Genomic DNA, 21,060 nt, shown 5'->3' with positions numbered 1-21,060 from the left:
GAGAGGGAATGATGAGCAAAGGTGTAATCGTATTGGCTGCCGGAGGCACGGGCGGTCATCTTTTTCCGGCGGAAGCGCTGGCTCATGAATTACGGGCGCGCGGCTGGGACGTGCATCTGGCGACGGATGCGCGGGCACAACGCTTTGCGGGTGCCTTTGCGGAAGACCATGTGCATGTCATCCGATCGGCGACGATTGCAGGCCGTAACCCGATCGCTCTGCTCAGGACCTTCTGGTCGCTGTGGCAGGGCAATCTCGATTCGCGCAAATTGTTCCGGCGTCTGAAACCCAAGCTTGTTGCAGGCTTTGGTGGGTATCCAACCCTGCCGCCGCTTTATGCAGCAAGCAATATGGGTATCCCGACGCTGGTGCATGAACAGAACGCCGTCATGGGGCGTGCCAATAAGGGGCTTGCCGGACGCGTGAAAGCGATTGCAGGCGGCTTTTTGCCCGAAACAGGCGGAACTTATGCCGCAAAGACCATTACGACCGGTAATCCGGTGCGTCCGCCGGTTCTGGCCGCGGCCGCGACGCCTTACCGCTCGGCAAAAGCGGATGAGCGCTTTCGCCTGCTGGTGTTCGGCGGCAGTCAGGGCGCGCAGTTCTTTTCCGCCGCCATTCCAGCGGCTGTGGCGCTTTTGCCGGAGAAGGATCGTGCGCGGCTTCTGGTCACCCAGCAGGCGCGCAAGGAGGATGAAGCCTCGGTTCGCGACGCTTACAAGAAGCTGGATGTTCCCGCAGATGTTGCTCCGTTCTTCAACGACATGCCGGCGCGCATGGCGGATGCTCATTTCGTGATTTCACGTTCGGGTGCTTCAACGGTTTCAGAAATCGCCGCCATTGGCCGCCCGGCGATGCTGGTGCCGTTTCCGCATGCGCTCGATCATGACCAGGCCGCCAATGCGGCGGCACTTGCAGCTGCGGGCGGCTGTGATGTGGTGCGCCAGTCGGAACTTGCGCCCGAGCGACTTGCCGAAATACTACAATCGGCGATGAATGAGCCTGAAAGGCTTGCCCAACAGGCAAAAGCTGCGCAAAGCGTGGGCAAGCCGGATGCCGCGCAGTTGCTTGCCGACCTGGCAGAGGCTATTGCAGCAGGAAAATCGGTCCAGGAATTGAAAGAAGGAAATCGGCCATGAAAATGCCGCTGAATATCGGGCTTGTCCATTTTATCGGGATCGGCGGCATCGGCATGAGCGGCATTGCCGAGGTGCTGCACAATCTTGGCTACAAGGTTCAGGGTTCCGATCAGTCGGACAGCGCCAATGTGCAACGCCTGCGCGAGAAGGGCATTGAGGTCTTTGTCGGCCACAAGGCCGAGAATCTCGGCGACGCCGAGGTGGTTGTCGTTTCGACGGCGATCAAGAAGAGCAATCCTGAAATGGCTGCTGCGCGCGAAAAGCTTTTGCCTATCGTGCGCCGCGCCGAAATGCTGGCCGAACTCATGCGCTTCCGGCATGCGGTCGCCATTGGCGGCACGCATGGAAAGACCACCACCACCTCCATGGTGGCGGCGTTGCTTGATGCCGGGCATCTCGATCCGACCGTAATCAATGGCGGTATCATCAACGCTTATGGCACCAATGCCCGCATGGGCGACGGCGACTGGATGGTGGTGGAAGCCGACGAAAGCGACGGCACCTTTCTGAAGCTGCCGGCGGATATTGCGGTCATCACCAATATCGATCCGGAGCATCTCGACCATTACGGCAGCTTCGACAATGTGCGCGCTGCATTTCGCCAGTTCGTTGAAAACGTGCCGTTCTACGGTTTCGGCGTGATGTGTCTCGATCATCCGGAAGTGCAGGCGCTGGTTAGCCGCATTGAGGACCGCCGCATCATCACCTACGGGCAGAACCCACAGGCAGACGTGCGCTTCCTCAATCACCGTATGGACGGCGCAACGAGCCTGTTTGACGTACTGATCCGCTCCCGCAAGGGCGATACGACCGAGATCAAGGATCTACGCCTGCCGATGCCTGGGCTGCACAATGTATCCAACGCGACAGCCGCCATCACGGTCGCGCATGAACTCGGTATCTCCGCTGATGACATTCGGCGCGGCCTTGGCGCATTCGGCGGCGTGAAGCGCCGCTTCACCCATACGGGTTCGTGGAACGGCGTCGAGATATTCGATGATTATGGCCACCATCCGGTGGAAATCCGGGCCGTGCTGAAGGCGGCGCGAGAAGCCGCGAAGGGCCGCGTCATCGGCATCGTGCAGCCGCATCGCTATACGCGCCTCCACAGCCTGTTTGATGAGTTTTCTGCCTGTTTCAACGATGCCGACACCGTGATTGTTACGCCGGTCTACACGGCTGGCGAAGAGCCGATCGATGGCGTCAATTCGGAAGCGCTCGTATCGCGCATCAAAACCGCGGGCCACCGCGATGCCCGTTACGCGAGCGGACCGGAAACACTGGCACCGCTTGTTGCTTCCATTGCCGGGCCGGGCGATTTCGTTGTCTGCCTTGGGGCGGGCAACATCACGCAATGGGCCTATACGCTTCCGAAAGAACTGGCTGAACAGGGAAGCAAATGATGGAAAGCGGCGAGACGCTCCTGAAGAAGCTCGATGGCAAGCTGTCTGGTCTGCGCGGCAGACTGACGCCGGATGCGGGCATGGACAAGATCACATGGTTTCGTACTGGCGGGCCGGCGCAGGTTCTCTTCCAGCCAGCCGACGAGGAAGATCTGTCGAAATTCCTTGAAACCTTGCCGGAAGAGATACCCGTTATGGTTGTAGGTATCGGCTCCAACCTTCTGGTGCGCGACGGTGGTATTCCGGGCTTCGTGGTACGGCTTTCTGCGAAGGGATTTGGTGAGGTCGAGCAGGTTTCTGACACGCGGTTGCGTGCAGGAACGGCGGTGCCGGACAAGCGTGTGGCAGCGGCGGCGCTCGATGTGGGCCTTGCGGGTTTTCATTTCTATCACGGTATTCCGGGCGGCATTGGAGGCGCATTGCGCATGAATGCGGGCGCAAATGGCGTGGAAACACGCGAACGGGTGGTCGAAGTGCGTGCGCTCGATCGCAAGGGCAGGCTTCATGTGCTCTCCAATGCGGATATGGGGTATGCCTATCGCCATTCCTCTGCTTCGCCCGCCCTGATTTTTACCTCTGTTTTGTTCGAGGGTGTTCCGGGTGAGCGGGAAGAAATCCAGAAAGCTATGGACGAGGTGCAGAATCACCGCGAGACGGTGCAACCAGTGCGAGAGAAAACGGGCGGTTCGACCTTTAAGAACCCTGAAGGCTCTTCGTCCTGGAAGGAAATCGATAAGGCAGGCTGCCGGGGCTTAAGCGTGGGGGGCGCGCAGATGTCGGAACTGCATTGCAATTTCATGATCAATACCGGCACGGCCACTGGCCATGATCTGGAAACATTGGGCGAAACAGTTCGCGCCAAAGTTTATGAGAATTCTGGTGTTCGCCTTCATTGGGAGATCAAACGACTCGGATTGTTCCGGGAAGGTGAGCACGTCGAAGAATTCTTAGGAAAAGTATAATTTTAAAACGTCGAGGCTTCTTCCTGAAATTCCGGGCTTTTTCAGGCTTTGGGAGGGGCGCGTGCTGGCTCCCTCTTTTGATAGGGTCTTGCCACGGAATCAATCCTCTGATTCTTTATGGTTAACCGTACAGTGATTTGATTCGGCAGGATTTTCCTGCTGTGGGCGTCTGCGGCTTCCACCGCCGGGCTGTCCCGACTCTGTTTTTGATGCAAGCGCAGGGGATGCGCAGAGGGGATGACTGACATGGCTGGAAAGCATGTTGCCGTTTTGATGGGAGGATTCTCTGCGGAGCGCCCTGTCAGTCTCTCGTCCGGTAACGCCTGTGCGGAGACTCTCGAAGATCTTGGCTATCGCATCACGCGCATCGATGTGAACCGCGATGTGGCAAGCGTGCTGGCGGAGCTGAAGCCGGACGTGGCTTTCAATGCGTTGCATGGGCCGTTCGGTGAGGATGGGGCCATCCAGGGCGTTCTCGAATATCTCCAGATTCCCTACACCCATTCGGGTGTGCTGGCTTCAGCACTGGCCATGGACAAGGATCGCGCCAAGAAGGTCGCCGCTGCGGCTGGCGTGATTGTCGCGCCGTCGCGGATCATGAACCGCTTTGATGTCGGTTCCGAACATCCGATGGAGCCGCCCTATGTGGTCAAGCCGGTGCGTGAGGGGTCCAGTTTCGGCGTGGTGATCGTCAAGGAAGATCAGTCGCATCCGCCGCAGGTGATTGGCTCCGCCGACTGGAAATATGGCGATGAGGTCATGGTCGAGCGCTATGTTGCCGGTCGCGAACTGACCTGTGCGGTGATGGATGGGCGCGCGATGGACGTCTGCGAGATCATCCCGGTGGGGCATCAGTTCTACGATTATGATTCAAAATATGTGGCTGGAGCATCAAGACACGAGTGTCCGGCGAAAATTTCACCAAATATTTACCAAAAAATACAAACAATGGCCCTTACGGCGCATCGGGCAATCGGGTGTCGGGGCGTCAGTCGGTCGGACTTTCGTTTCGATGACCGTTTTTCCGAAGAAGGCGAAGTCATCTGGCTCGAAGTCAATACGCAGCCGGGAATGACCCCTACATCGCTCGTGCCTGATATCGCCAAGGCGGCAGGTATCTCTTTTGGTGAATTGTTGAGTTGGATGGTGGAGGACGCGTCTTGTTTGCGTTGAACGGCAGAACAGATGGATACAAGCGTGCGGACGCGATGCGAGATGCATCAGGCGCAGCCCTTGTTCTGCCGCGCTATCTGCGCAAGCCGTTCCGTTTTGCTGCCCGCCTGTTTCAGGGCAATGTCAATATTCCGCGTTATGCAGGCACCCTCGGCATGCTGGGCTTTCTTGGTGTGACCGGCATCTATGGCATGATCCTCGGCGGCCATTCGCAGGAAATGCTCAAGGCGACTGCTTCGACGCTGGGTTTTGCCATTGAAAACGTCAAGGTCGTCGGTAATCACGAAACGTCCGATATCGATATTCTGGGACAACTCGATCTGGATGGTGAAACGTCGCTGGTTGGTTTGAGTGCGGAAGCAGCGCGCCAGTCTATCGCCAAGCTGCCATGGGTGGAAAGCGCGGAAGTGCGCAAGATCTATCCGGGTACGGTTCTGGTGGTGCTTAATGAGCGCAAGGCATTTGCCGTCTGGCAGAATGACAAGGAACTGTCGCTGATCGACGCGGCTGGCGATACAATTGCGCCGTTCCGGCCCGGCCGTTACAATTCGCTGCCGCTGGTGGTGGGCGAGGGTGCCGAAAAGCGCGTCAAGGGTTTCGTCGATAAAGTCGCTGCCTATCCGGTGCTTGCCGAAAAAGTGCGCGCTTATATCCGCGTTTCGGACCGCCGTTGGGACGTTCTGCTGGAAAACGGCGTGCGCATCATGCTGCCGGAGAACGACCCGATGAAGGCGCTGGCCGAAGTCGAGCGTCTCGACAAGGAAAAACATCTCCTGTCACGCGATATCGCCTCAGTCGATCTGCGTCTTGAAGATCGGGTGACGGTCCAGTTGACGGCAAGCGGGATGGAGCAGCGCAAGAAGTTTCTGGCCGAGCGTAAAAAAACATTATCCCGCATGGGGAAGCGCGTATGAGTATTTTAGGCGGCAAGGGATCATCACAGGGCGGAGCTTCCGGGCGCAAGGTGCGCCTGCTGACGGTTCTGGATGTCGGCTCAAGCAAGGTTTCCTGCGTGATTGCGCGACTGCGCCCGCATGAAGGCGGGGTGCTGCTGCCGGGGCGCACGCATCGCATGGAAGTGCTTGGCATCGGGCATCAGCGCTCGCGTGGCGTCAAATCCGGCGTCATCATCGATCTCGATGCCGCCGAACAGTCGATTCGTCTGGCAGTCGATGCCGCAGAGCGCATGGCGGGTCTCACCGTTGACAGCCTGATCGTCAATATTTCGGCAGGACGTCTCAAGAGCGAGACTTTCACTGCGAGCGTCAATCTTGGCGGTCACGAAGTTGAGCAGGCGGATATTCGCCGCGTATTGTCCGCAGGTGCCAAGCAGGCGCTGGCGGCGGAGCGCCATCTCGTTCACTCCCTGCCGGTTGGTTATACGCTGGACGGCGAGCGTGGCATTCGCGATCCGCTTGGCATGCTGGGCGACAGTCTTGGCGTCGATATGCATGTGTTGACGGCCGATAGCGCTCCGTTGCGCAACCTGGAGCTTTGCATCAATCGCTGCCATCTTTCGGTAGAAGCAATCGTCGCAACCCCCTATGCGAGCGGCCTTGCGGCACTTGTGGGGGATGAAGCGGAAATGGGTGCAGCCTGCATCGACATGGGCGGTGGCACCACGACGATTTCTGTTTTCTCGGAAGGCAAGTTCATTCATGCCGATGCAGTGGCCATCGGCGGCAACCACGTTACGATGGATGTGGCGCGCGGTTTCTCCACTCGAATGGAAGATGCCGAGCGCCTGAAGGTCATGTACGGCTCTGCGCTGCCAAGTGCTGCCGATGACCGCGATCTCATCAGCGTTCCGCCAATCGGCGATGACGAGCGCGATGTACCCAATCAATATCCGCGTTCGGTACTGACGCGGATCATCCGCGCAAGAGTGGAAGAGACGCTGGAGCTGGTTCGCGACAGGCTGAACCAGTCGGGTCTCGGACACATTGTCGGCAAGCGCGTCGTGCTGACAGGCGGTGCAAGCCAGCTTCCGGGAATGCCGGAAGCGGGCCGGCGAATTCTTGCAAGAAATGTACGCATCGGGCGTCCGCTGGGCATAGCGGGACTGCCCGACGCGGCCAAGGGGGCAGCTTTTTCTGCGACTGTTGGACTACTGATCTACCCGCAGGTGGCCGGGATAGAAGAGCGGTCCGTCAGAGCAGCTTCCTCCGGTCTTCTGACCGGGACGGGAGGGCGTATCCAGCGTGTCAGCCAATGGCTGAGAGAGAGTTTTTGAGTACACACTGTAACCCGATTGCGTGATTTGGGGCGTAAACATCAGGGTATAACCAATCAGCACCGCGGCGGCGAAGCGGTGGAGAGGCTTAAGAGGAACGAGAACCATGACCATTAATCTGCAAAAGCCGGATATCACCGAGCTGAAGCCCCGCATCACCGTTTTCGGTGTCGGCGGCGGCGGCGGCAATGCGGTCAACAATATGATCAATGCCGGTTTGCGCGGCGTGGATTTTGTTGTCGCGAATACCGACGCCCAGGCTTTGACCATGTCGAAGTCCGAACGCATCATCCAGCTTGGCGCCGCGGTCACGGAAGGGCTTGGCGCGGGTTCACAGCCTGAAGTCGGCCGGGCGGCAGCGGAAGAGTGCATCGATGAAATCGTCGATCACCTCACCAATACGCATATGTGCTTCGTAACCGCAGGTATGGGCGGCGGTACGGGGACGGGTGCTGCTCCGGTCGTGGCGCGTGCTGCGCGCGAACGCGGCATTCTCACCGTCGGTGTTGTTACCAAGCCTTTCCATTTTGAAGGCGTGCGCCGTATGAAGACGGCGGATCTGGGCATCGAGGAATTGCAGAAGAACGTCGATACGCTGATTGTCATTCCCAATCAGAATCTCTTCCGCATCGCCAACGACAAGACAACCTTTGCGGATGCTTTCGCAATGGCCGATCAGGTACTCTATTCGGGCGTTGCCTGCATTACCGACCTGATGGTCAAGGAAGGTCTCATCAATCTCGATTTCGCCGACGTCCGCTCGGTGATGCGCGAAATGGGCAAGGCCATGATGGGCACGGGCGAAGCTTCGGGCGAAGGCCGCGCAATGGCTGCGGCAGAAGCGGCTATCGCCAATCCGCTGCTCGACGAAACGTCGATGCGTGGTGCAAGGGGCCTTCTGATCTCCATCACTGGCGGTCGCGACATGACCCTCTTTGAAGTCGATGAAGCTGCAACCCGCATCCGTGAAGAAGTCGATCCGGAAGCCAACATCATTCTCGGTGCGACCTTCGATGAAGGTCTGGAAGGCGTCATTCGCGTATCCGTTGTTGCGACCGGCATCGACAAACAGATTGGAGATGCGGCGCCTGCGCCGCTGGAATTTCGCCAGCCAGTAAAGCCCGCAGCCCAGACCAAGCCGATGGCTCCGCATGGCGCATTGCGTCCTCCGGTCGCCGAACAGCCGCGTCAGGCCGCTCCGGCTGCTCAGACCCAGTCCGTCGAAGCTGAAACTGCTGCTCCTGCACCAGCCGCATCGGTTGAACCGGATTTCCGCCCGCAGAGCCGCATTTTCCAGGCGCCAGCCGCTGAAAGTTTCGAGCGCGCTCCTGCTACCCGTCCGGTCATGCAGCAGCCGCAGGCTGTTCATAATCAGGCGACCGCTCATGCAACACAGCAGCAGCCTTACCAGCAGCCGCAGCAAATGCATGCGGAACCTGCACCGCAGCCGCGTCCTGCCCCGCGCATGCCTGCCGTTTCGGATTTTCCGCCGGTAGCGCAGGCCGAGATCAATGCGCGCCGTGCCGCCCCGCAGCAGCAGCCCGTGCATGAAGAACGCGGCCCGATGAGCCTTCTGCGTCGTCTGACCAACGGTCTGTCGCGCCGCGAAGAAGAGCAGCCTGCCGCACGCCTTGAGCCTGCGCAGCATCGCGAGCCATCACTGCGTCCGGCAGAGCAGCGCCGTCCGTCGCAGGACAGCTCGATCTATGCACCGCGCCGAGGCCAGCTTGATGATCAGGGCCGTCCGCAGCCGCGAGCAGCTTCCGAAGAAGATCAGCTCGAAATCCCGGCTTTCCTGCGCCGCCAGTCGAACTGAGTATTCTTAAAGGTTACAATCGAGATGCCGTGGGTTTGCGCCCACGGCATTTTTCATTGGGATTTCATATTATCCTGCCGCAAAACCGTTTCACACTTTTGCTGGGAATGCTCTATTCTCGCCATATCTATCCTGTTATGAAGCGACAGCTGCCGCAATCATGAAGGATGAACGTTTTGAGCGCTTATCAAAAAACAATCGGTCGCGCCGTTACGCTGGAAGGTTTCGGCGTTCATGGTGGGGCAGCGGCGTCCGTGACCTTTATTCCGGCGCAAGCCGATAGCGGCATCATATTTCGGCGTTCGGATATCAAACAGGGTTCTCGCGACATCCGGGCTCATGTTTCGCAGGTCGGCGCGACTGATCTCTGCACGGCGCTGGGGCCTGAGGACGCCAGAATTAACACGGTCGAACATCTTATGGCGGCGATAGCAGCTCTTGGTATCGGCAATCTGCTGGTGGAGGTGGATGGTCCTGAAATTCCAATCCTCGATGGCGCTTCGGCCCGTTTCATCGTGGCGCTTGACGAGGCCGGTATCGTTACACAACCGGCCAAACGCCGCTTTATTCGCATACTCAAGGCTGTGCGCGCGGAGGTAGGCAGTTCATGGGCCGAGTTTCAGCCTTATGCAGGTACACGGTATGAGGTGGGGATCGATTTCGAATGCCCGTTGATCGGGCAGCAGAAATTTACAGGCGATATGAGCGAGACTGTATTCCGCAAGGAGATTTCGACCGCGCGCACTTTCGGTTTCATGAGGGATGTCGAGCGTCTTTGGGCGGCGGGATTAGCGCTTGGCTCGTCCCTAGAGAATTCCCTGGTGATCGGAGACGATAACTCGGTAATCAACCCGGGTGGGTTACGTTTCAAGGACGAATTCGTCCGCCACAAGACGCTGGATGCAGTGGGCGATCTAGCACTTGCGGGCATGCCGTTCATCGGCTGCTTCCGCTCGTGCCGCGGCGGTCACAGGCTCAATTCGGAAGCGGTCAAGGCGCTGTTGTCGGATGAGGCGAATTTCGAGATCATCGAGGCGGCCAATGAAAATTCGCATGTTGGAACGGGCGTGGTTCCACAGGCGCGGTAAAACTTGATGGTTGCGTTTGTCCATGGCCTTAATTGAGCCGCGTTCGCTGGTTCTGCTCGAGCCTGAGTCGGTGCAGATTAATTTGCAACCATAATGTTTCAGACCGGATTATTCATGCCATATGCGGATCAAATTCCGATGATTGATCAGCTAGACGATTGCCGATTTCGATCGCATGTGGTTTATGGACGGCCAAAACAGCCTCGGCTATGTTTACCTGTGCGCTGATGTTGATGTATTGAAAAATATGGAAGAGCAGTGAAAGCAGGGCTTCACTCTGCTCCAGACAGAAAAGATGCTGCCAGATGGCCGGAGACCGCATGACGAGTTCTAAATTCCCGGTGAAAACGAAAACCGCGCTGCTGACCGGCGCTCTTGCCGTTTTTATTCCGCTTGCCGGATGCGCCAGCAAGAATGACGATATCGATCTGACCAAATATGTCGAGACGATCGATCCCGCTGATCAGCTTTACAATGAAGGACTCGCCAATCTCGATGCGGGTCGTCTGGGCGAAGCCGCCAAGAAATTCGAGGCGATCGACCGTCAGCATCCTTATACCGAATGGGCGCGCAAGGCGCTTGTGATGGCTGCCTTCACCAATTACCGCCAGGGTAATTATGAAGAGGCCATCAATATGGCCAAGCGTTACAATACGCTTTATCCGACCTCGCCCGAATCGGCCTATGCCTATTACATCATCGGCCTCAGCTATTTCCGCCAGATTCCGGACGTGACACGCGATCAGGCCGCAAGCCGCCGCGCGATTGCCGCGATGCAGGAAGTGGTCGATCGTTTTCCGGATTCCGAATATACGGACGATGCGAAAACCAAGATCCGCTTTGCCCGCGACCAACTGGCCGGCAAGGAAATGCAAATCGGTCGCTATTATCTGGAGCGCAAGGAGTATCTTGCCGCGATCAAGCGCTTCCGCGGCGTTGTTGAAGAATATTCCAATACCCGCCAGGTGGAAGAAGCACTGGCCCGTCTGGTCGAAGCCTACTATGCGCTTGGCTTGACATCGGAAGCCCAGATGGCCGCCTCGGTCCTCGGCAAGAATTTTCCGGGTAGCCGCTGGTACAAGGATTCCTACAAGCTTCTTCAGAGTGGGGGACTTGAACCGCGCGATAACGGAAACTCGTGGCTGGCCAAGGCTTCGTCGCTTATCACGGGCGGCGACTCGTAAGCCGGTATTCCTATGCTGTCGCACCTGTCGATCCGCGATATTGTTCTGATTGAAAGGCTCGACATCGAGTTCAAGACCGGCTTGTCCGTGCTCACCGGCGAGACCGGGGCGGGCAAGTCGATCCTTCTCGATTCGCTGTCGCTGGCGCTGGGCGCGCGCGGCGATGCGTCGCTTGTGCGTCATGGGGCCGATCAGGGACAGGTGACGGCGGTGTTCGATGTGCCGGGCAGTCATCCGGCCCGGCTTTTCCTGCGCGATAACGGTTTTGATGATGATGGCGATGTAATCCTGCGCCGCCTTCAGATGGGCGACGGGCGCACGCGCGTTTTCATCAACGATCAGGCGGCAAGCGTCGCGCTTTTGCGTGACCTGGGGCGACGGCTGGTGGAAATTCATGGCCAGCATGATGATCGCGCCCTTATCGACACGGATCTCCATCGTACGCTACTGGACGCTTTCGGCGGGCTCGACGGTGAAGCAACATTGGTGCGCGAGTGCCACAAGGCATGGCGCGATGCGGAAAGTACGCTGGCGCGGCATCGTGCAAAAGTCGAGGCGGCGGAGCGTGAAGGCGACTATCTGCGGTCTTCGGTTGAAGAACTCACCAAGCTCGATCCGCAACCGGGCGAGGAAGAAGACCTCGCCGAGCGTCGTGCTACCATGATGAAATCGGAAAAGATCGCCGGTGATGTGAACGAGGCCGGTGAACTTTTGTCGGGTCAGGGGTCGCCCGTGCCGTCGCTGGCAAGTCTCGTGCGGCGGCTGGAGCGCAAGGCGGGTGAGGCTCCGCATCTGCTGGAGCCGGTCATCAAGGCGATAGACGAAGCGCTGAACAGTCTTGCCGTCGCGCAGGACGGCATTGACCACGCCATGCGTGAAATCGATTTCGATCCGCGCGTACTGGAGCAGGTGGAAGAGCGCCTGTTCGCTCTGCGCGCCGCCGCCCGCAAATATTCGGTCGCGGTGGAGGGATTGGCGACGTTACGCGACAAGATGGATGCGGATCTGGCCGACCTCGATGCCGGGGCGGAACGATTGATACAGCTCGAAGCGCAGGCCACGGAGACCCGCGCTGCCTATGACGAGGCGGCGAAACGCCTTTCGGCACAGCGCAAGGACACGGCGGAACATCTGAAGGCGGCTGTCATGGCCGAACTTCCCGCCCTGAAGCTGGAACGCGCAGAATTCATCGTCGAAATGACGACGGACCCGGAAGCCCGTGCGGCTGAAGGCATCGACACGGTGGAATATTGGGTACGCACCAATCCGGGCACGCGCGCCGGGCCGATGATGAAGGTCGCTTCGGGCGGCGAGCTTTCCCGTTTCCTTCTGGCGCTGAAAGTGGCGCTTGCCGACCGTGGCTCCGCGCCGACACTGGTATTCGATGAAATCGATACGGGTGTGGGCGGCGCGGTGGCGGATGCCATCGGGCAGCGGCTGGCGCGGCTCTCTGCGCGTGTGCAGGTGCTCTCCGTCACCCATGCGCCGCAAGTGGCGGCGCGGGCATCGACACATTTCCTGATTGCCAAATCGGCCACTGATGAAGATCGTATGGCGACATCCATCCGCTCCATCGGGGTCGACGAGAGGCAGGAAGAGATCGCCCGGATGCTGGCGGGCGCCAGCATCACCGATGAGGCGCGCGCGGCGGCGGAACGCCTTCTGGCTGAAAATAGCGCTCTGGTTTCCTGACAGCACGGTGGCAGCACAAACCCATGTTGGTATTGCCCGGCCTCTGTAGGCGTGGCGGCAATTCTTAGGTATGTTGGGCGAAACTGAATCAACAGGTTTTGCCCAACATATGTCCGATACCCCCGTCGAAAAACTCACCGAACTTGAAGCCGCAACCGAACTGGAGCGGCTGGCGCACGCGCTCGCTCATCATGATGAGCTTTATCATGCGAAGGACAGGCCCGAGATTTCCGACGCGGATTACGATGCGCTGAAGCGGCGTAATGAAGCCATCGAAGCGCGCTTTCCGGCATTGATGCGCGAGGACAGCCCGTCGCGGCGCGTCGGCGCGGCGCCACTGCTGGATACATTCGCCCCAGTCGTTCATGCGCGGCCCATGCTGTCGCTCGGCAATGCCTTTTCGGATGAGGACGTGCGCGACTTCGTGGGCAGCGTCTACCGGTTTCTGGGCAAGTTGCCGGATAATTCCATCGCCTTCACAGCTGAGCCGAAGATCGACGGGCTTTCCATGTCGATCCGCTATGAAAACGGGATATTGGTGAATGGCGCGACGCGTGGCGACGGCACGACGGGCGAAAACGTCACCGCCAATATCCGCACCATTGCCGAAATTCCGAATCGGCTTCCGGCGGGCGCACCATCGGTCGTGGAAGTACGCGGGGAGGTCTATATGGCCAAGAGCGACTTTCTTGCACTCAACGCGCAGATGGAGGCGGAAGGCAAGCAGACCTATGTGAACCCGCGCAACACGGCTGCAGGATCGCTACGCCAGCTCGACGCCAGGGTGACGGCGAGCCGCAAATTGCGTTTCTTCGCCTATGCATGGGGCGAGATGTCGGACATGCCTGCCGATACGCAGCTCGGCATGGTCGAGGCGTTCGGCGAATGGGGGTTCCCGGTCAATCCGCTGATGAAGCGCCTCGACACCGTGGAAGCGCTTGTGGGCCATTATCGCGCGATCGGTCTTGAGCGCGCCAAGCTCGATTACGACATCGACGGCGTGGTCTATAAGGTAGACCGGCTGGATTTGCAGACACGGCTTGGCTTTCGCTCACGCAGCCCACGCTGGGCCATTGCGCATAAATTCCCTGCGGAACAGGCGACAACCATCTTGCGCGGCATCGACATTCAGGTTGGCCGCACGGGCGCGCTGACGCCGGTGGCGCGTCTGGAGCCGATCACAGTTGGCGGTGTGGTGGTGACCAATGCCACACTGCACAATGAGGATTACATCAAGGGCATCGGCCTCAAGGGTGAACGCATCCGCGAGGAAGAGCATGATATTCGTATCGGCGATACGGTGATCGTGCAGCGCGCAGGTGACGTGATCCCGCAGATTGTAGATGTGGTGCTGGAAAAGCGCCCGGCTGATGCCGTGCCTTTCAATTTCCCGCATGAATGCCCGGTCTGTGGCAGCCATGCGGTGCGCGAGGAAGGCGAGGCCGTCTATCGCTGCACCGGGGGGCTGACCTGTGCCGCACAAGCGGTGGAGCGTATCCGCCATTTCGTCTCGCGCAACGCCTTTGATATCGAAGGTCTGGGCGAAAAGCAGGTCGAGTTTTTCTTCCATGCGGAAGATCCGTCGCTTGCCATCCGCTCGCCCGCCGACATCTTCACGCTGAAGAAGCGGCAGGAGGGTTCGCTTAAAAAGCTGGAGAATATCGAGGGTTTCGGTGCTGTCTCGGTCAAGAAGCTCTATGAGGCCATCGATGCACGGCGCGACATCGCCCTGAGCCGCTTTCTGTTCGGGTTGGGCATCCGTCATGTGGGTGAGGTGAATGCCAAGCGTTTTGCACGCGCCTATCTTTCCTATGCGGCTTTCGAAAAGGCCGCCCTTGAGGCCGTACCACCGAAAGAAGGCGACCGTTCCGACAAGGGCAATGAAGCCTGGCAGGACCTGATCGCCGTCGAAGGCATCGGCTCTATCGTGGCCGAAGCGGTTGTCGATTTTTATGGCGAGCCGCACAATCGCGAGGTGCTGGCAGCGTTGCTGGCCGAGGTGACGCCGCAGAACGAGGCAGCGCGTGCCTCCACCGGCTCGCCGGTGGAGGGTAAGACGGTGGTGTTCACCGGCAGTCTGGAACGCATGTCACGCGATGAAGCCAAGGCGATGGCCGAGCGCTATGGCGCGAAGACGGCTGGTTCTGTTTCCAAGAAAACCGATCTGGTGGTGGCCGGGCCGGGCGCGGGTTCCAAGCTTGCCAAGGCGACGGAATTGGGCATCGAGGTTATCGACGAAGATGCATGGTTCACGCTGGTCGGGGAGGAATGATGGCGCAGTTCAACGGTTTCGGCGAAAAGGCCATTCCCTTCCTTAAAGCGCTGGATTTTCATCAGAACCGGGAATGGTTTCTGGAAAACAAGGACTTGTTCGAGCAGCACCTGAAAGAGCCGCTCGGCGATCTTGTGGAAAATCTGACGAGGCGTTTTGAAAAAGCGGGGCTGCCGTTCAAGGGCGATCGGGTGAAATCGCAGTTCCGTATCAAGCGGGACACGCGCTTTTCCAAGGATAAGGCACCGTATAACCGTCATCTGTCCGCACTGCTTTCGCAATCTGGCACCAAATGGGACGAGAGCGGCTGCTTCTATGTTTGCATCGGTTTGCCGGGCGTGCGCGATTGTTACGCCTGTGTGGCCTGGTGGGGGCCGCGAAAAGAACTCCTTCTGGCAATGCGCAAGGCCATTGCCGAAAACCCGGAGGCGTTTCGGGCGATGGTTGCGAAACTTGAAAAAAATGGTCTGAAACTCAGTGATTATGATCGGCTGAAGCGAACGCCGCGCGGTTTTGAGGCCGTGACCGAGCCCGATCTTCTGGATGCGATTCGCAATCGGCACTTTGCAGTCCGGATCGAAATCGAGCCTGAAAGCATAACCCGTCCCGATCTGGCTGACCGGCTTGTCGATTTTACCGAGCACGCGCGTCCATTACTGGATTGGGTAACGAAAATCGAAAAGACCGTGCCGCAACAATCATGATTATTCATGAATGCATCAGTTGATTGCATAGGTGGTGCATAAATGCTTCTGCGCGCAAGTAAAAATTTGGCGAATGTCAGCTGATCGTCTCTATTTGTATGATTTTTTTAGAAAACATATTCCAACCGGCATCAGAATTTCCTAATCACTTTCCGTTCGGAGGAGTGAATATCCGTGGATCAGAGTTTCCGGCCTGTTCGGGCCTCGGCACGTGCCGACATTATCGATGGTGTTCGGCGCGGACTTCCGCTTGTCGTCGCCGGTGCGCCTTTCGGGTTGCTTTTCGGTGCGCTTGCTATCGATAACGGTCTGTCGCTCGGCGAGGCGGTGTTGATGAGCACCATGGTCTATGCCGGGGCGAGCCAGATGGTGGGGCTGGATCTTTTCGGCCAGAACATTGCGCCCTGGATGATCGTCATGTCGATCTTCGCGGTCAATTTTCGACATGTGCTCTATTCGGCAACGGTTGGCCGGCGCATCAGGCATTTCAAGCTGTGGCAGAAGGCGATCGCATTCTTCGTTCTGGTGGATATCCAGTATGCGGAGGTTGAACAGCGCGCCGAGGCGGGCAGGCCGATCACCTTCATCTGGTATATGGCCATCGGTCTCACATTCTACCTGACCTGGATTCTGGAAGCGCTTATCGGCGGCCTGTTCGGCAATCTGATCACCAATCCCTATGCGCTTGGTATCGATTTTCTGTTGCCGATTTATTTTCTGGGAATGGTGATGAGCTTTCGCCATCGCCAGAACTGGCTTCCTGTGGTGATCGTCAGCGCCATTTCGGCGGTCGCAGCGTATAAGTTCGTCGGCTCGCCGTGGCATGTGACGCTGGGTGCGCTTGGCGGCATCGTGCTGGCGGCGATCATCGCCAAGCCGCAGGAAGGGAAGGCATAAATGTCCACGACGCTTTGGATCATCCTGGCCGGCGCGCTCTTCACTTATCTCACCCGCATCGGGGGACATCTGGTGCTGTCACGCTTCAGCCGCGTGCATTATCGCGTCGAGGCCGCGCTGAATGCGGTGCCAGCAGCCGTATTGACGGCCATCGTGGCCGCGCCTGCATCCGACCATGGCTGGCGGGAAATTCTGGTGCTGGTGATTTGCATCGTGCTGTCGCTACGCCTCAGCATGATGACGATGTTTTTTGCGGGCGTAGCGCTGTTGATCGCGCTACGCCATTTTACGACCTGAATCAAAGGGGTGCGGTTGCTGCCTCAAGCCACTTTTGTTCAGCGTCTTTCAGGTGGCCGGACAGCTTCCTGCGCACACATGCGTGGTAGTTGTCCAGCCAGTCGATTTCTTCCTGCGTCAGAAGCGATTTGTCGATCAGGCGACGGTCGATAGGACAAAACGTCAGCGTTTCGAATCCCATCATCGGAATGTCACCGCCTTCCGGCACTTCCGGTTCGGTGACGATGATGAGGTTTTCGATGCGGATGCCGAAAGAACCCGGCTTGTAGTAGCCCGGCTCGTTGGAAAGGATCATGCCGGGCAGAAGTTCCTGCACGCCTCTGCGTGACAGGTTCTGCGGACCTTCATGCACGGAAAGGTAGGAGCCTACGCCGTGGCCTGTGCCGTGTGCATAATCGAAGCCCTGTTTCCAGAGTGCGATGCGCGCGAGCACATCGATATCCTGTCCGCGCGTACCTTTTGGAAAGCGGGCAGTGCTGATCGCGATCATGCCCTTGAGCACGAGCGTGAAGGAGCGGATTGTCTCCGGTGCAATATGCCCCACGGGAATCGTGCGGGTAATATCTGTGGTGCCGTCGCGATATTGTGCGCCTGAATCGATCAGAAAGAGTTCGCCATCCGCAAGCGTGCGGTTGGTGGCGGTGTTGGCGCGGTAATGGATGATCGCGCCATTCGGCCCGGCCCCGGAAATCGTGTCGAAGGAAATATCCTCCAGCGGCATCTGGAAATCGCGGCCCGCTTTGTCACGCGATTCTTCAAGCTGTTGCGCAGCTTTGATTTCATCGACAGTGCCGGGCTTCTGCGCGTCAATCCAGGACAGGAAATTGACCATCGCAACGCCGTCGCGCTCATGGGCGGCGCGGGAGCCGTCGAGTTCGGCCTTGTTCTTGATTGCGCGGGGAAGACGGGCTGGGTCTTTGCCCTCAACCAGGCGGCCACCGGCATCTTCGACTATGAGGCGCAGCTTCTCGGCGGCGAGGGCCGGATCGAGCAGGATGGTTTCACCGGCTGCAGCGCGCTCCTTGAGATGGTTTTCAAGACTTGAAGGCTGCGATAGGCTGGCCAGTTGCGTGAGATAGGCGCGAGGCTCGATGGCAAGCTTGCGCTCATCAATGAAAAGCTCCGGCTCGCCCTTGGCCGCAATAATGGCAAAGCTCAGGGGCAAAGGCGTGTTGGAGACATCCTTGCCGCGAATATTGAAAATCCATGCTACCGAAGAAGGATCGGTCAGAACGGTCGTATCAGCACCTGTAGCCGCGATAGCTTTGCGCATTTCCTCGATCTTGTCTTCGGCCTCCTGCCCGGAGAAGCGGGCTGGCTGGATGGTGACGGGAGCCAGAGGTGCTTCGGGCTGATCATCCCAGATCATATCCACCAGATTTTGAGCAACGGGGACGAGTTTACCGCCCTGCTTTTCCAGCGCATCGCGCAAGGCGCGCGCTTCGGTGATTGTATGCAGCCATGGATCGAAGCCGATGGTCAGGCCGCGGCCATGTTCTTCAAGCCAGCTTGCGGGCGGATTGCTGATAAGGCTTTCATAGGAAAAGATGGCTGGATCGGTCTGGTTGCGGACCTGTAATTCATAGCGGCCGTCGACGAAAATATAAGCGCGATCGCGGAGGATCAGGGCCGCGCCTGCTGAGCCGGTAAAGCCGGTGAGCCAGCCAAGGCGCTGGGCACGGGGCGGCACGTATTCGCCCTGATGCTCATCTGCGCGAGGAACGAGAAAGCCATCGAGGCCTTGTTCGGTCAATTTCTCGCGGAGTTTCGCCACGCGCGGAGCGCCATTGGCAGGGTCGGTGGTTACGTCAAATGTTTGAAAAGCCATGAATGGAACTCGCGCAAAACTGGTGTCGACATTATTTCAGGTGAATTGTCACCCATCCTTCGCGGTGAAGCGTCTTTTGATGGATGAGTCCCTGAGCCTGATAGGCAGCGAGCACCGCATCGTGCTGGCTGTCAAGTATGCCTGAAAGGACAATCGAGCCATTCGAAGCCAGATGAGAGGCCAGCGAGGGAGCGAGTTCCACCAGCGGATTGGCGAGAATATTGGCGACGATCAGATCGAAGGGTGTGTAAGAGCGGAAGATCGGATGGTCGAAGCCTTCCGCCGTGGCTGTGATCACATGCTCGCCGACATGGTTTTTGACCGTATTTTCGGCGGCGACCGTAACGGCTATTGGATCTATATCGGTGGCAAGCACGGGGATTGGCGCGAGCTTGGCGATGGCAATTGCCAGTACGGCGCTGCCGGTGCCAAGGTCGAGCGCATTGGTCGGATGCTCGCTATTGACGATTTCCTCGATCATTTCGAGACAGCCCGCCGTGGTGCCGTGATGGCCGGTTCCGAAAGCTAGTCCAGCATCGATCTCAATGGGAATTTCGTCGGGCTCAATCTTATCGCGATCGTGCGAACCATGCACGAAGAAATGACCAGCTCGCACGGGCTTCAAGCCTTCGAGCGAATGCGTGACCCAATCGATATCCGGCAGTTCCTCGCTCTCGAATTTGCCCGTACCGACCAACGCATCAATACGACCAGCAAGTTCTGCGACGCCATCCTCGACATAGACGGAAACCTCGAAAATCTGCCGGCCTTCATCAATCTCGGTTATCGCGATAGGAAAGCCGTCTTCCTCGAATTCACGTTCGAGAATGTCATAAATTCGTTTGGCTTCCGTCGTGTCCGTCGAAAAGAATAGTCGTGATTGGGCCATGGGATAAAAAGCTCTCAAATAGATACGGAAGCTTTGCTTACCCGTTTGTGCGGCCTTTTGCCAGATTCTTCAGTTTTTCCAGAGCGGTATCGGGGTTCTCCTGATAGGCGATAGTACCGCGAAAATGCCCGCCCTGATCGAGAAGAAAAACCGAGGCCGTATGGTCAACCGTATAGTCGCCGCCTTCGAGTGGAACCTTCTTGGCATAGACATGGTAGGACTTGACGACATCGGCGACATTCTGTGGCGTTCCGGTGACGCCGATGATGCGATCTGAAACATTGCTGACATAGGTTTTCATGATTTCCTGCGTGTCGCGTTCGGGATCGACTGAAATGAAATAAGCCTTGATATTGCCAGCCTCGGGGCCAAGCTGCTTCAGCCAGCCGTCAAGCTCATAAAGCGTGGTGGGACACACATCCGGGCAATGGGTAAAGCCGAAGAAAATGGCAGCAGGCGTGGCGCGCAGTTCTTCTTCGGTGAAGGGCTGACCGTCCATCGCAATCAGGTTAAACGATCCGCCGAAAGGCTCTCTTGCAGCTTCGCGGTCGCGGATGAGATTGAAGCCCGCAGCGCCGACGATCACGACGATGAAGGCAACGATGAAGATGGGCAGGAACTTTTTCATGTCCAGTCAACCTTGAGTTTTGCACCGCATATTATTGCATAAGCGAATGCGAATCTGAATTACATCGATCTGCGGCCAGAAAGCACATATATGCAAGCGCATAGCTACCGTAGTCCAGATTCGAACGATAAGAGCAGTTTAGCATAATACAAAATTTTCAGAAAGTTTTGAAATGACGCAGGGCGACGATCTTCGTTTCCAGAACAGCGAGCCGCGCATTCACTCCACGGCACAGCTTAAATCGGTCAAGCTGGGACGCTATGCCGATATTGGCGAACGGGTGATCCTGCGCGAGGTGACGGTTGGCGACTTCACCTATTTCGAGCGCCACGGCGAAGGGATTTATGCCGAGATCGGCAAGTTCTGCTCCATTGCCGCCAATGTCCGCATCAATGCGCTGGAACATCCGATGGAGCGGCTGACCACACATAAGGTCAGTTATCGCCCGAACGAATATTTCCGCTATCTGGGTGTGGACGACGATTTTCGCGCAAGACGGCAGGCCCGGCGCGTCGTCATCGGCAATGATGTGTGGGTCGGCCATGGAGTGGTGATTACGCCCGGCGTGACCATCGGCCATGGAGCGGTGATCGGCGCCAATGCGGTCGTGACGAAGGATGTCGCGCCTTATCGTATCGTGGGCGGGGTGCCAGCGCGCGGTATCCGCAAACGGTTTGATGAAGCGGTTATCGAAAGGCTGTTGCAGCTATGCTGGTGGGACTGGCCGGTAGAAAAGCTTTACGAAGCCGTTCCCGATATCCAGAGCCTTGAGATTGAAGCATTTCTCGAAAAATGGGGCGACTGAGCCTGTTCGACTTGCAAAGCTGCAATTGCTCCCCCAATTTCGGGCATGAT

19 protein-coding genes are annotated in these 21,060 nt (G+C 58.0%); 15 read left to right on the top strand and 4 right to left on the bottom strand.

What is annotated here, in order from left to right; genetic code table 11:
- Positions 1 to 11: 11 nt before the first annotated feature.
- The 8 genes from murG (at position 12) to lpxC (ending at position 9,814) form a co-directional block, all read left to right on the top strand.
- Complete coding sequence (gene murG, locus KUG47_RS10555; protein ID WP_217678174.1) at positions 12 to 1,139, top strand: undecaprenyldiphospho-muramoylpentapeptide beta-N-acetylglucosaminyltransferase; 1,128 nt, start codon at positions 12 to 14, stop codon at positions 1,137 to 1,139.
- The gene (gene murC, locus KUG47_RS10550; protein ID WP_217677927.1) at positions 1,136 to 2,542 is read left to right on the top strand and encodes a UDP-N-acetylmuramate--L-alanine ligase; all 1,407 of its coding nucleotides are present in this window, start codon (positions 1,136 to 1,138) and stop codon (positions 2,540 to 2,542) included. The genes murG and murC overlap by 4 nt, the downstream gene beginning before the upstream one ends.
- Entirely contained in the window at positions 2,539 to 3,504 is a 966-nt protein-coding gene (gene murB / locus KUG47_RS10545; RefSeq protein ID WP_217677926.1) for a UDP-N-acetylmuramate dehydrogenase, read from the top strand. The genes murC and murB overlap by 4 nt, the downstream gene beginning before the upstream one ends.
- Before the next feature lie 246 nt (positions 3,505 to 3,750).
- Positions 3,751 to 4,677, top strand: coding sequence for a D-alanine--D-alanine ligase (locus KUG47_RS10540; RefSeq protein ID WP_217677925.1), 927 nt, complete (start codon positions 3,751 to 3,753; stop codon positions 4,675 to 4,677).
- Positions 4,665 to 5,591, top strand: coding sequence for a cell division protein FtsQ/DivIB (locus KUG47_RS10535; protein WP_217677924.1), 927 nt, complete (start codon positions 4,665 to 4,667; stop codon positions 5,589 to 5,591). Before KUG47_RS10540 ends, KUG47_RS10535 begins: the two co-directional genes overlap by 13 nt.
- Positions 5,588 to 6,910, top strand: coding sequence for a cell division protein FtsA (gene ftsA / locus KUG47_RS10530; RefSeq protein WP_217677923.1), 1,323 nt, complete (start codon positions 5,588 to 5,590; stop codon positions 6,908 to 6,910). Before KUG47_RS10535 ends, ftsA begins: the two co-directional genes overlap by 4 nt.
- A 106-nt stretch (positions 6,911 to 7,016) precedes the next feature.
- Positions 7,017 to 8,726 carry a cell division protein FtsZ gene (ftsZ, locus tag KUG47_RS10525; protein WP_217677922.1) on the top strand — a complete coding sequence of 570 codons (1,710 nt, stop codon included), beginning with the start codon at positions 7,017 to 7,019 and terminating at the stop codon, positions 8,724 to 8,726.
- 176 nt (positions 8,727 to 8,902) lie between these two features.
- Positions 8,903 to 9,814, top strand: a complete 912-nt coding sequence (gene lpxC, locus KUG47_RS10520; protein ID WP_217677921.1) for a UDP-3-O-acyl-N-acetylglucosamine deacetylase — start codon at positions 8,903 to 8,905, stop codon at positions 9,812 to 9,814.
- 112 nt (positions 9,815 to 9,926) lie between these two features.
- Here the strand turns inward: lpxC and KUG47_RS16760 are convergent, their stop codons facing one another.
- Positions 9,927 to 10,136, bottom strand: coding sequence for a hypothetical protein (locus KUG47_RS16760; protein WP_254799504.1), 210 nt, complete (start codon positions 10,134 to 10,136; stop codon positions 9,927 to 9,929).
- On the opposite strand from KUG47_RS16760, the gene KUG47_RS10510 reads away from it, so the two are divergent.
- From KUG47_RS10510 to KUG47_RS10485, 6 genes are all read left to right on the top strand, one after another.
- Positions 10,135 to 10,998 carry an outer membrane protein assembly factor BamD gene (locus tag KUG47_RS10510; RefSeq protein WP_217677920.1) on the top strand — a complete coding sequence of 288 codons (864 nt, stop codon included), beginning with the start codon at positions 10,135 to 10,137 and terminating at the stop codon, positions 10,996 to 10,998. The genes KUG47_RS16760 and KUG47_RS10510 overlap by 2 nt on opposite strands.
- Before the next feature lie 12 nt (positions 10,999 to 11,010).
- Positions 11,011 to 12,690, top strand: a complete 1,680-nt coding sequence (recN, locus tag KUG47_RS10505; RefSeq protein ID WP_217677919.1) for a DNA repair protein RecN — start codon at positions 11,011 to 11,013, stop codon at positions 12,688 to 12,690.
- Positions 12,691 to 12,799: 109 nt separating this feature from the next.
- Positions 12,800 to 14,962, top strand: a complete 2,163-nt coding sequence (gene ligA / locus KUG47_RS10500; RefSeq protein ID WP_217677918.1) for an NAD-dependent DNA ligase LigA — start codon at positions 12,800 to 12,802, stop codon at positions 14,960 to 14,962.
- The gene (locus KUG47_RS10495; RefSeq protein WP_217677917.1) at positions 14,962 to 15,666 is read left to right on the top strand and encodes a DUF2461 domain-containing protein; all 705 of its coding nucleotides are present in this window, start codon (positions 14,962 to 14,964) and stop codon (positions 15,664 to 15,666) included. The genes ligA and KUG47_RS10495 overlap by 1 nt, the downstream gene beginning before the upstream one ends.
- A gap of 174 nt (positions 15,667 to 15,840) precedes the next feature.
- On the top strand, positions 15,841 to 16,563 hold the full coding sequence (locus KUG47_RS10490) for an AzlC family ABC transporter permease (RefSeq protein ID WP_185918980.1): 723 nt from the start codon (positions 15,841 to 15,843) through the stop codon (positions 16,561 to 16,563).
- Positions 16,564 to 16,860 carry an AzlD family protein gene (locus KUG47_RS10485; RefSeq protein ID WP_185918979.1) on the top strand — a complete coding sequence of 99 codons (297 nt, stop codon included), beginning with the start codon at positions 16,564 to 16,566 and terminating at the stop codon, positions 16,858 to 16,860.
- 1 nt (position 16,861) lies between these two features.
- Here the strand turns inward: KUG47_RS10485 and KUG47_RS10480 are convergent, their stop codons facing one another.
- The 3 genes from KUG47_RS10480 to KUG47_RS10470 are packed head-to-tail and all read right to left on the bottom strand — an operon-like array spanning position 16,862 to position 20,205.
- Positions 16,862 to 18,688 carry an aminopeptidase P family protein gene (locus tag KUG47_RS10480; RefSeq protein WP_217677916.1) on the bottom strand — a complete coding sequence of 609 codons (1,827 nt, stop codon included), beginning with the start codon at positions 18,686 to 18,688 and terminating at the stop codon, positions 16,862 to 16,864.
- 31 nt (positions 18,689 to 18,719) lie between these two features.
- On the bottom strand, positions 18,720 to 19,577 hold the full coding sequence (locus tag KUG47_RS10475; protein ID WP_217677915.1) for a 50S ribosomal protein L11 methyltransferase: 858 nt from the start codon (positions 19,575 to 19,577) through the stop codon (positions 18,720 to 18,722).
- Between the two features lie 37 nt (positions 19,578 to 19,614).
- Positions 19,615 to 20,205 (bottom strand): SCO family protein, encoded by a 591-nt coding sequence (locus KUG47_RS10470; RefSeq protein ID WP_217677914.1) that lies wholly within the window; start codon positions 20,203 to 20,205, stop codon positions 19,615 to 19,617.
- 172 nt (positions 20,206 to 20,377) lie between these two features.
- On the opposite strand from KUG47_RS10470, the gene KUG47_RS10465 reads away from it, so the two are divergent.
- Positions 20,378 to 21,010, top strand: coding sequence for a DapH/DapD/GlmU-related protein (locus tag KUG47_RS10465; protein ID WP_217677913.1), 633 nt, complete (start codon positions 20,378 to 20,380; stop codon positions 21,008 to 21,010).
- Positions 21,011 to 21,060: the final 50 nt, after the last annotated feature.

It is taken from the genome of Falsochrobactrum tianjinense (assembly GCF_019100495.1).
Taxonomy (GTDB): Bacteria; Pseudomonadota; Alphaproteobacteria; order Rhizobiales; family Rhizobiaceae; genus Brucella; species Brucella tianjinense.
This window is presented reverse-complemented; position numbering and strand designations above follow the sequence as displayed.

Bases quoted from the DNA above. Each gene is read 5' to 3' on its own strand.
- murG (WP_217678174.1), top strand. From the start codon at position 12: ATGAGCAAAGGTGTAATCGTATTGGCTGCCGGAGGCACGGGCGGTCAT.
- murC (WP_217677927.1), top strand. From the start codon at position 1,136: ATGAAAATGCCGCTGAATATCGGGCTTGTCCATTTTATCGGGATCGGC.
- murB (WP_217677926.1), top strand. From the start codon at position 2,539: ATGATGGAAAGCGGCGAGACGCTCCTGAAGAAGCTCGATGGCAAGCTG.
- KUG47_RS10540 (WP_217677925.1), top strand. From the start codon at position 3,751: ATGGCTGGAAAGCATGTTGCCGTTTTGATGGGAGGATTCTCTGCGGAG.
- ftsA (WP_217677923.1), top strand. From the start codon at position 5,588: ATGAGTATTTTAGGCGGCAAGGGATCATCACAGGGCGGAGCTTCCGGG.
- ftsZ (WP_217677922.1), top strand. From the start codon at position 7,017: ATGACCATTAATCTGCAAAAGCCGGATATCACCGAGCTGAAGCCCCGC.
- KUG47_RS10510 (WP_217677920.1), top strand. From the start codon at position 10,135: ATGACGAGTTCTAAATTCCCGGTGAAAACGAAAACCGCGCTGCTGACC.
- KUG47_RS16760 (WP_254799504.1), bottom strand. From the start codon at position 10,136: ATGCGGTCTCCGGCCATCTGGCAGCATCTTTTCTGTCTGGAGCAGAGT.
- recN (WP_217677919.1), top strand. From the start codon at position 11,011: ATGCTGTCGCACCTGTCGATCCGCGATATTGTTCTGATTGAAAGGCTC.
- ligA (WP_217677918.1), top strand. From the start codon at position 12,800: ATGTCCGATACCCCCGTCGAAAAACTCACCGAACTTGAAGCCGCAACC.
- KUG47_RS10495 (WP_217677917.1), top strand. From the start codon at position 14,962: ATGGCGCAGTTCAACGGTTTCGGCGAAAAGGCCATTCCCTTCCTTAAA.
- KUG47_RS10485 (WP_185918979.1), top strand. From the start codon at position 16,564: ATGTCCACGACGCTTTGGATCATCCTGGCCGGCGCGCTCTTCACTTAT.
- KUG47_RS10480 (WP_217677916.1), bottom strand. From the start codon at position 18,688: ATGGCTTTTCAAACATTTGACGTAACCACCGACCCTGCCAATGGCGCT.
- KUG47_RS10475 (WP_217677915.1), bottom strand. From the start codon at position 19,577: ATGGCCCAATCACGACTATTCTTTTCGACGGACACGACGGAAGCCAAA.
- KUG47_RS10470 (WP_217677914.1), bottom strand. From the start codon at position 20,205: ATGAAAAAGTTCCTGCCCATCTTCATCGTTGCCTTCATCGTCGTGATC.
- KUG47_RS10465 (WP_217677913.1), top strand. From the start codon at position 20,378: ATGACGCAGGGCGACGATCTTCGTTTCCAGAACAGCGAGCCGCGCATT.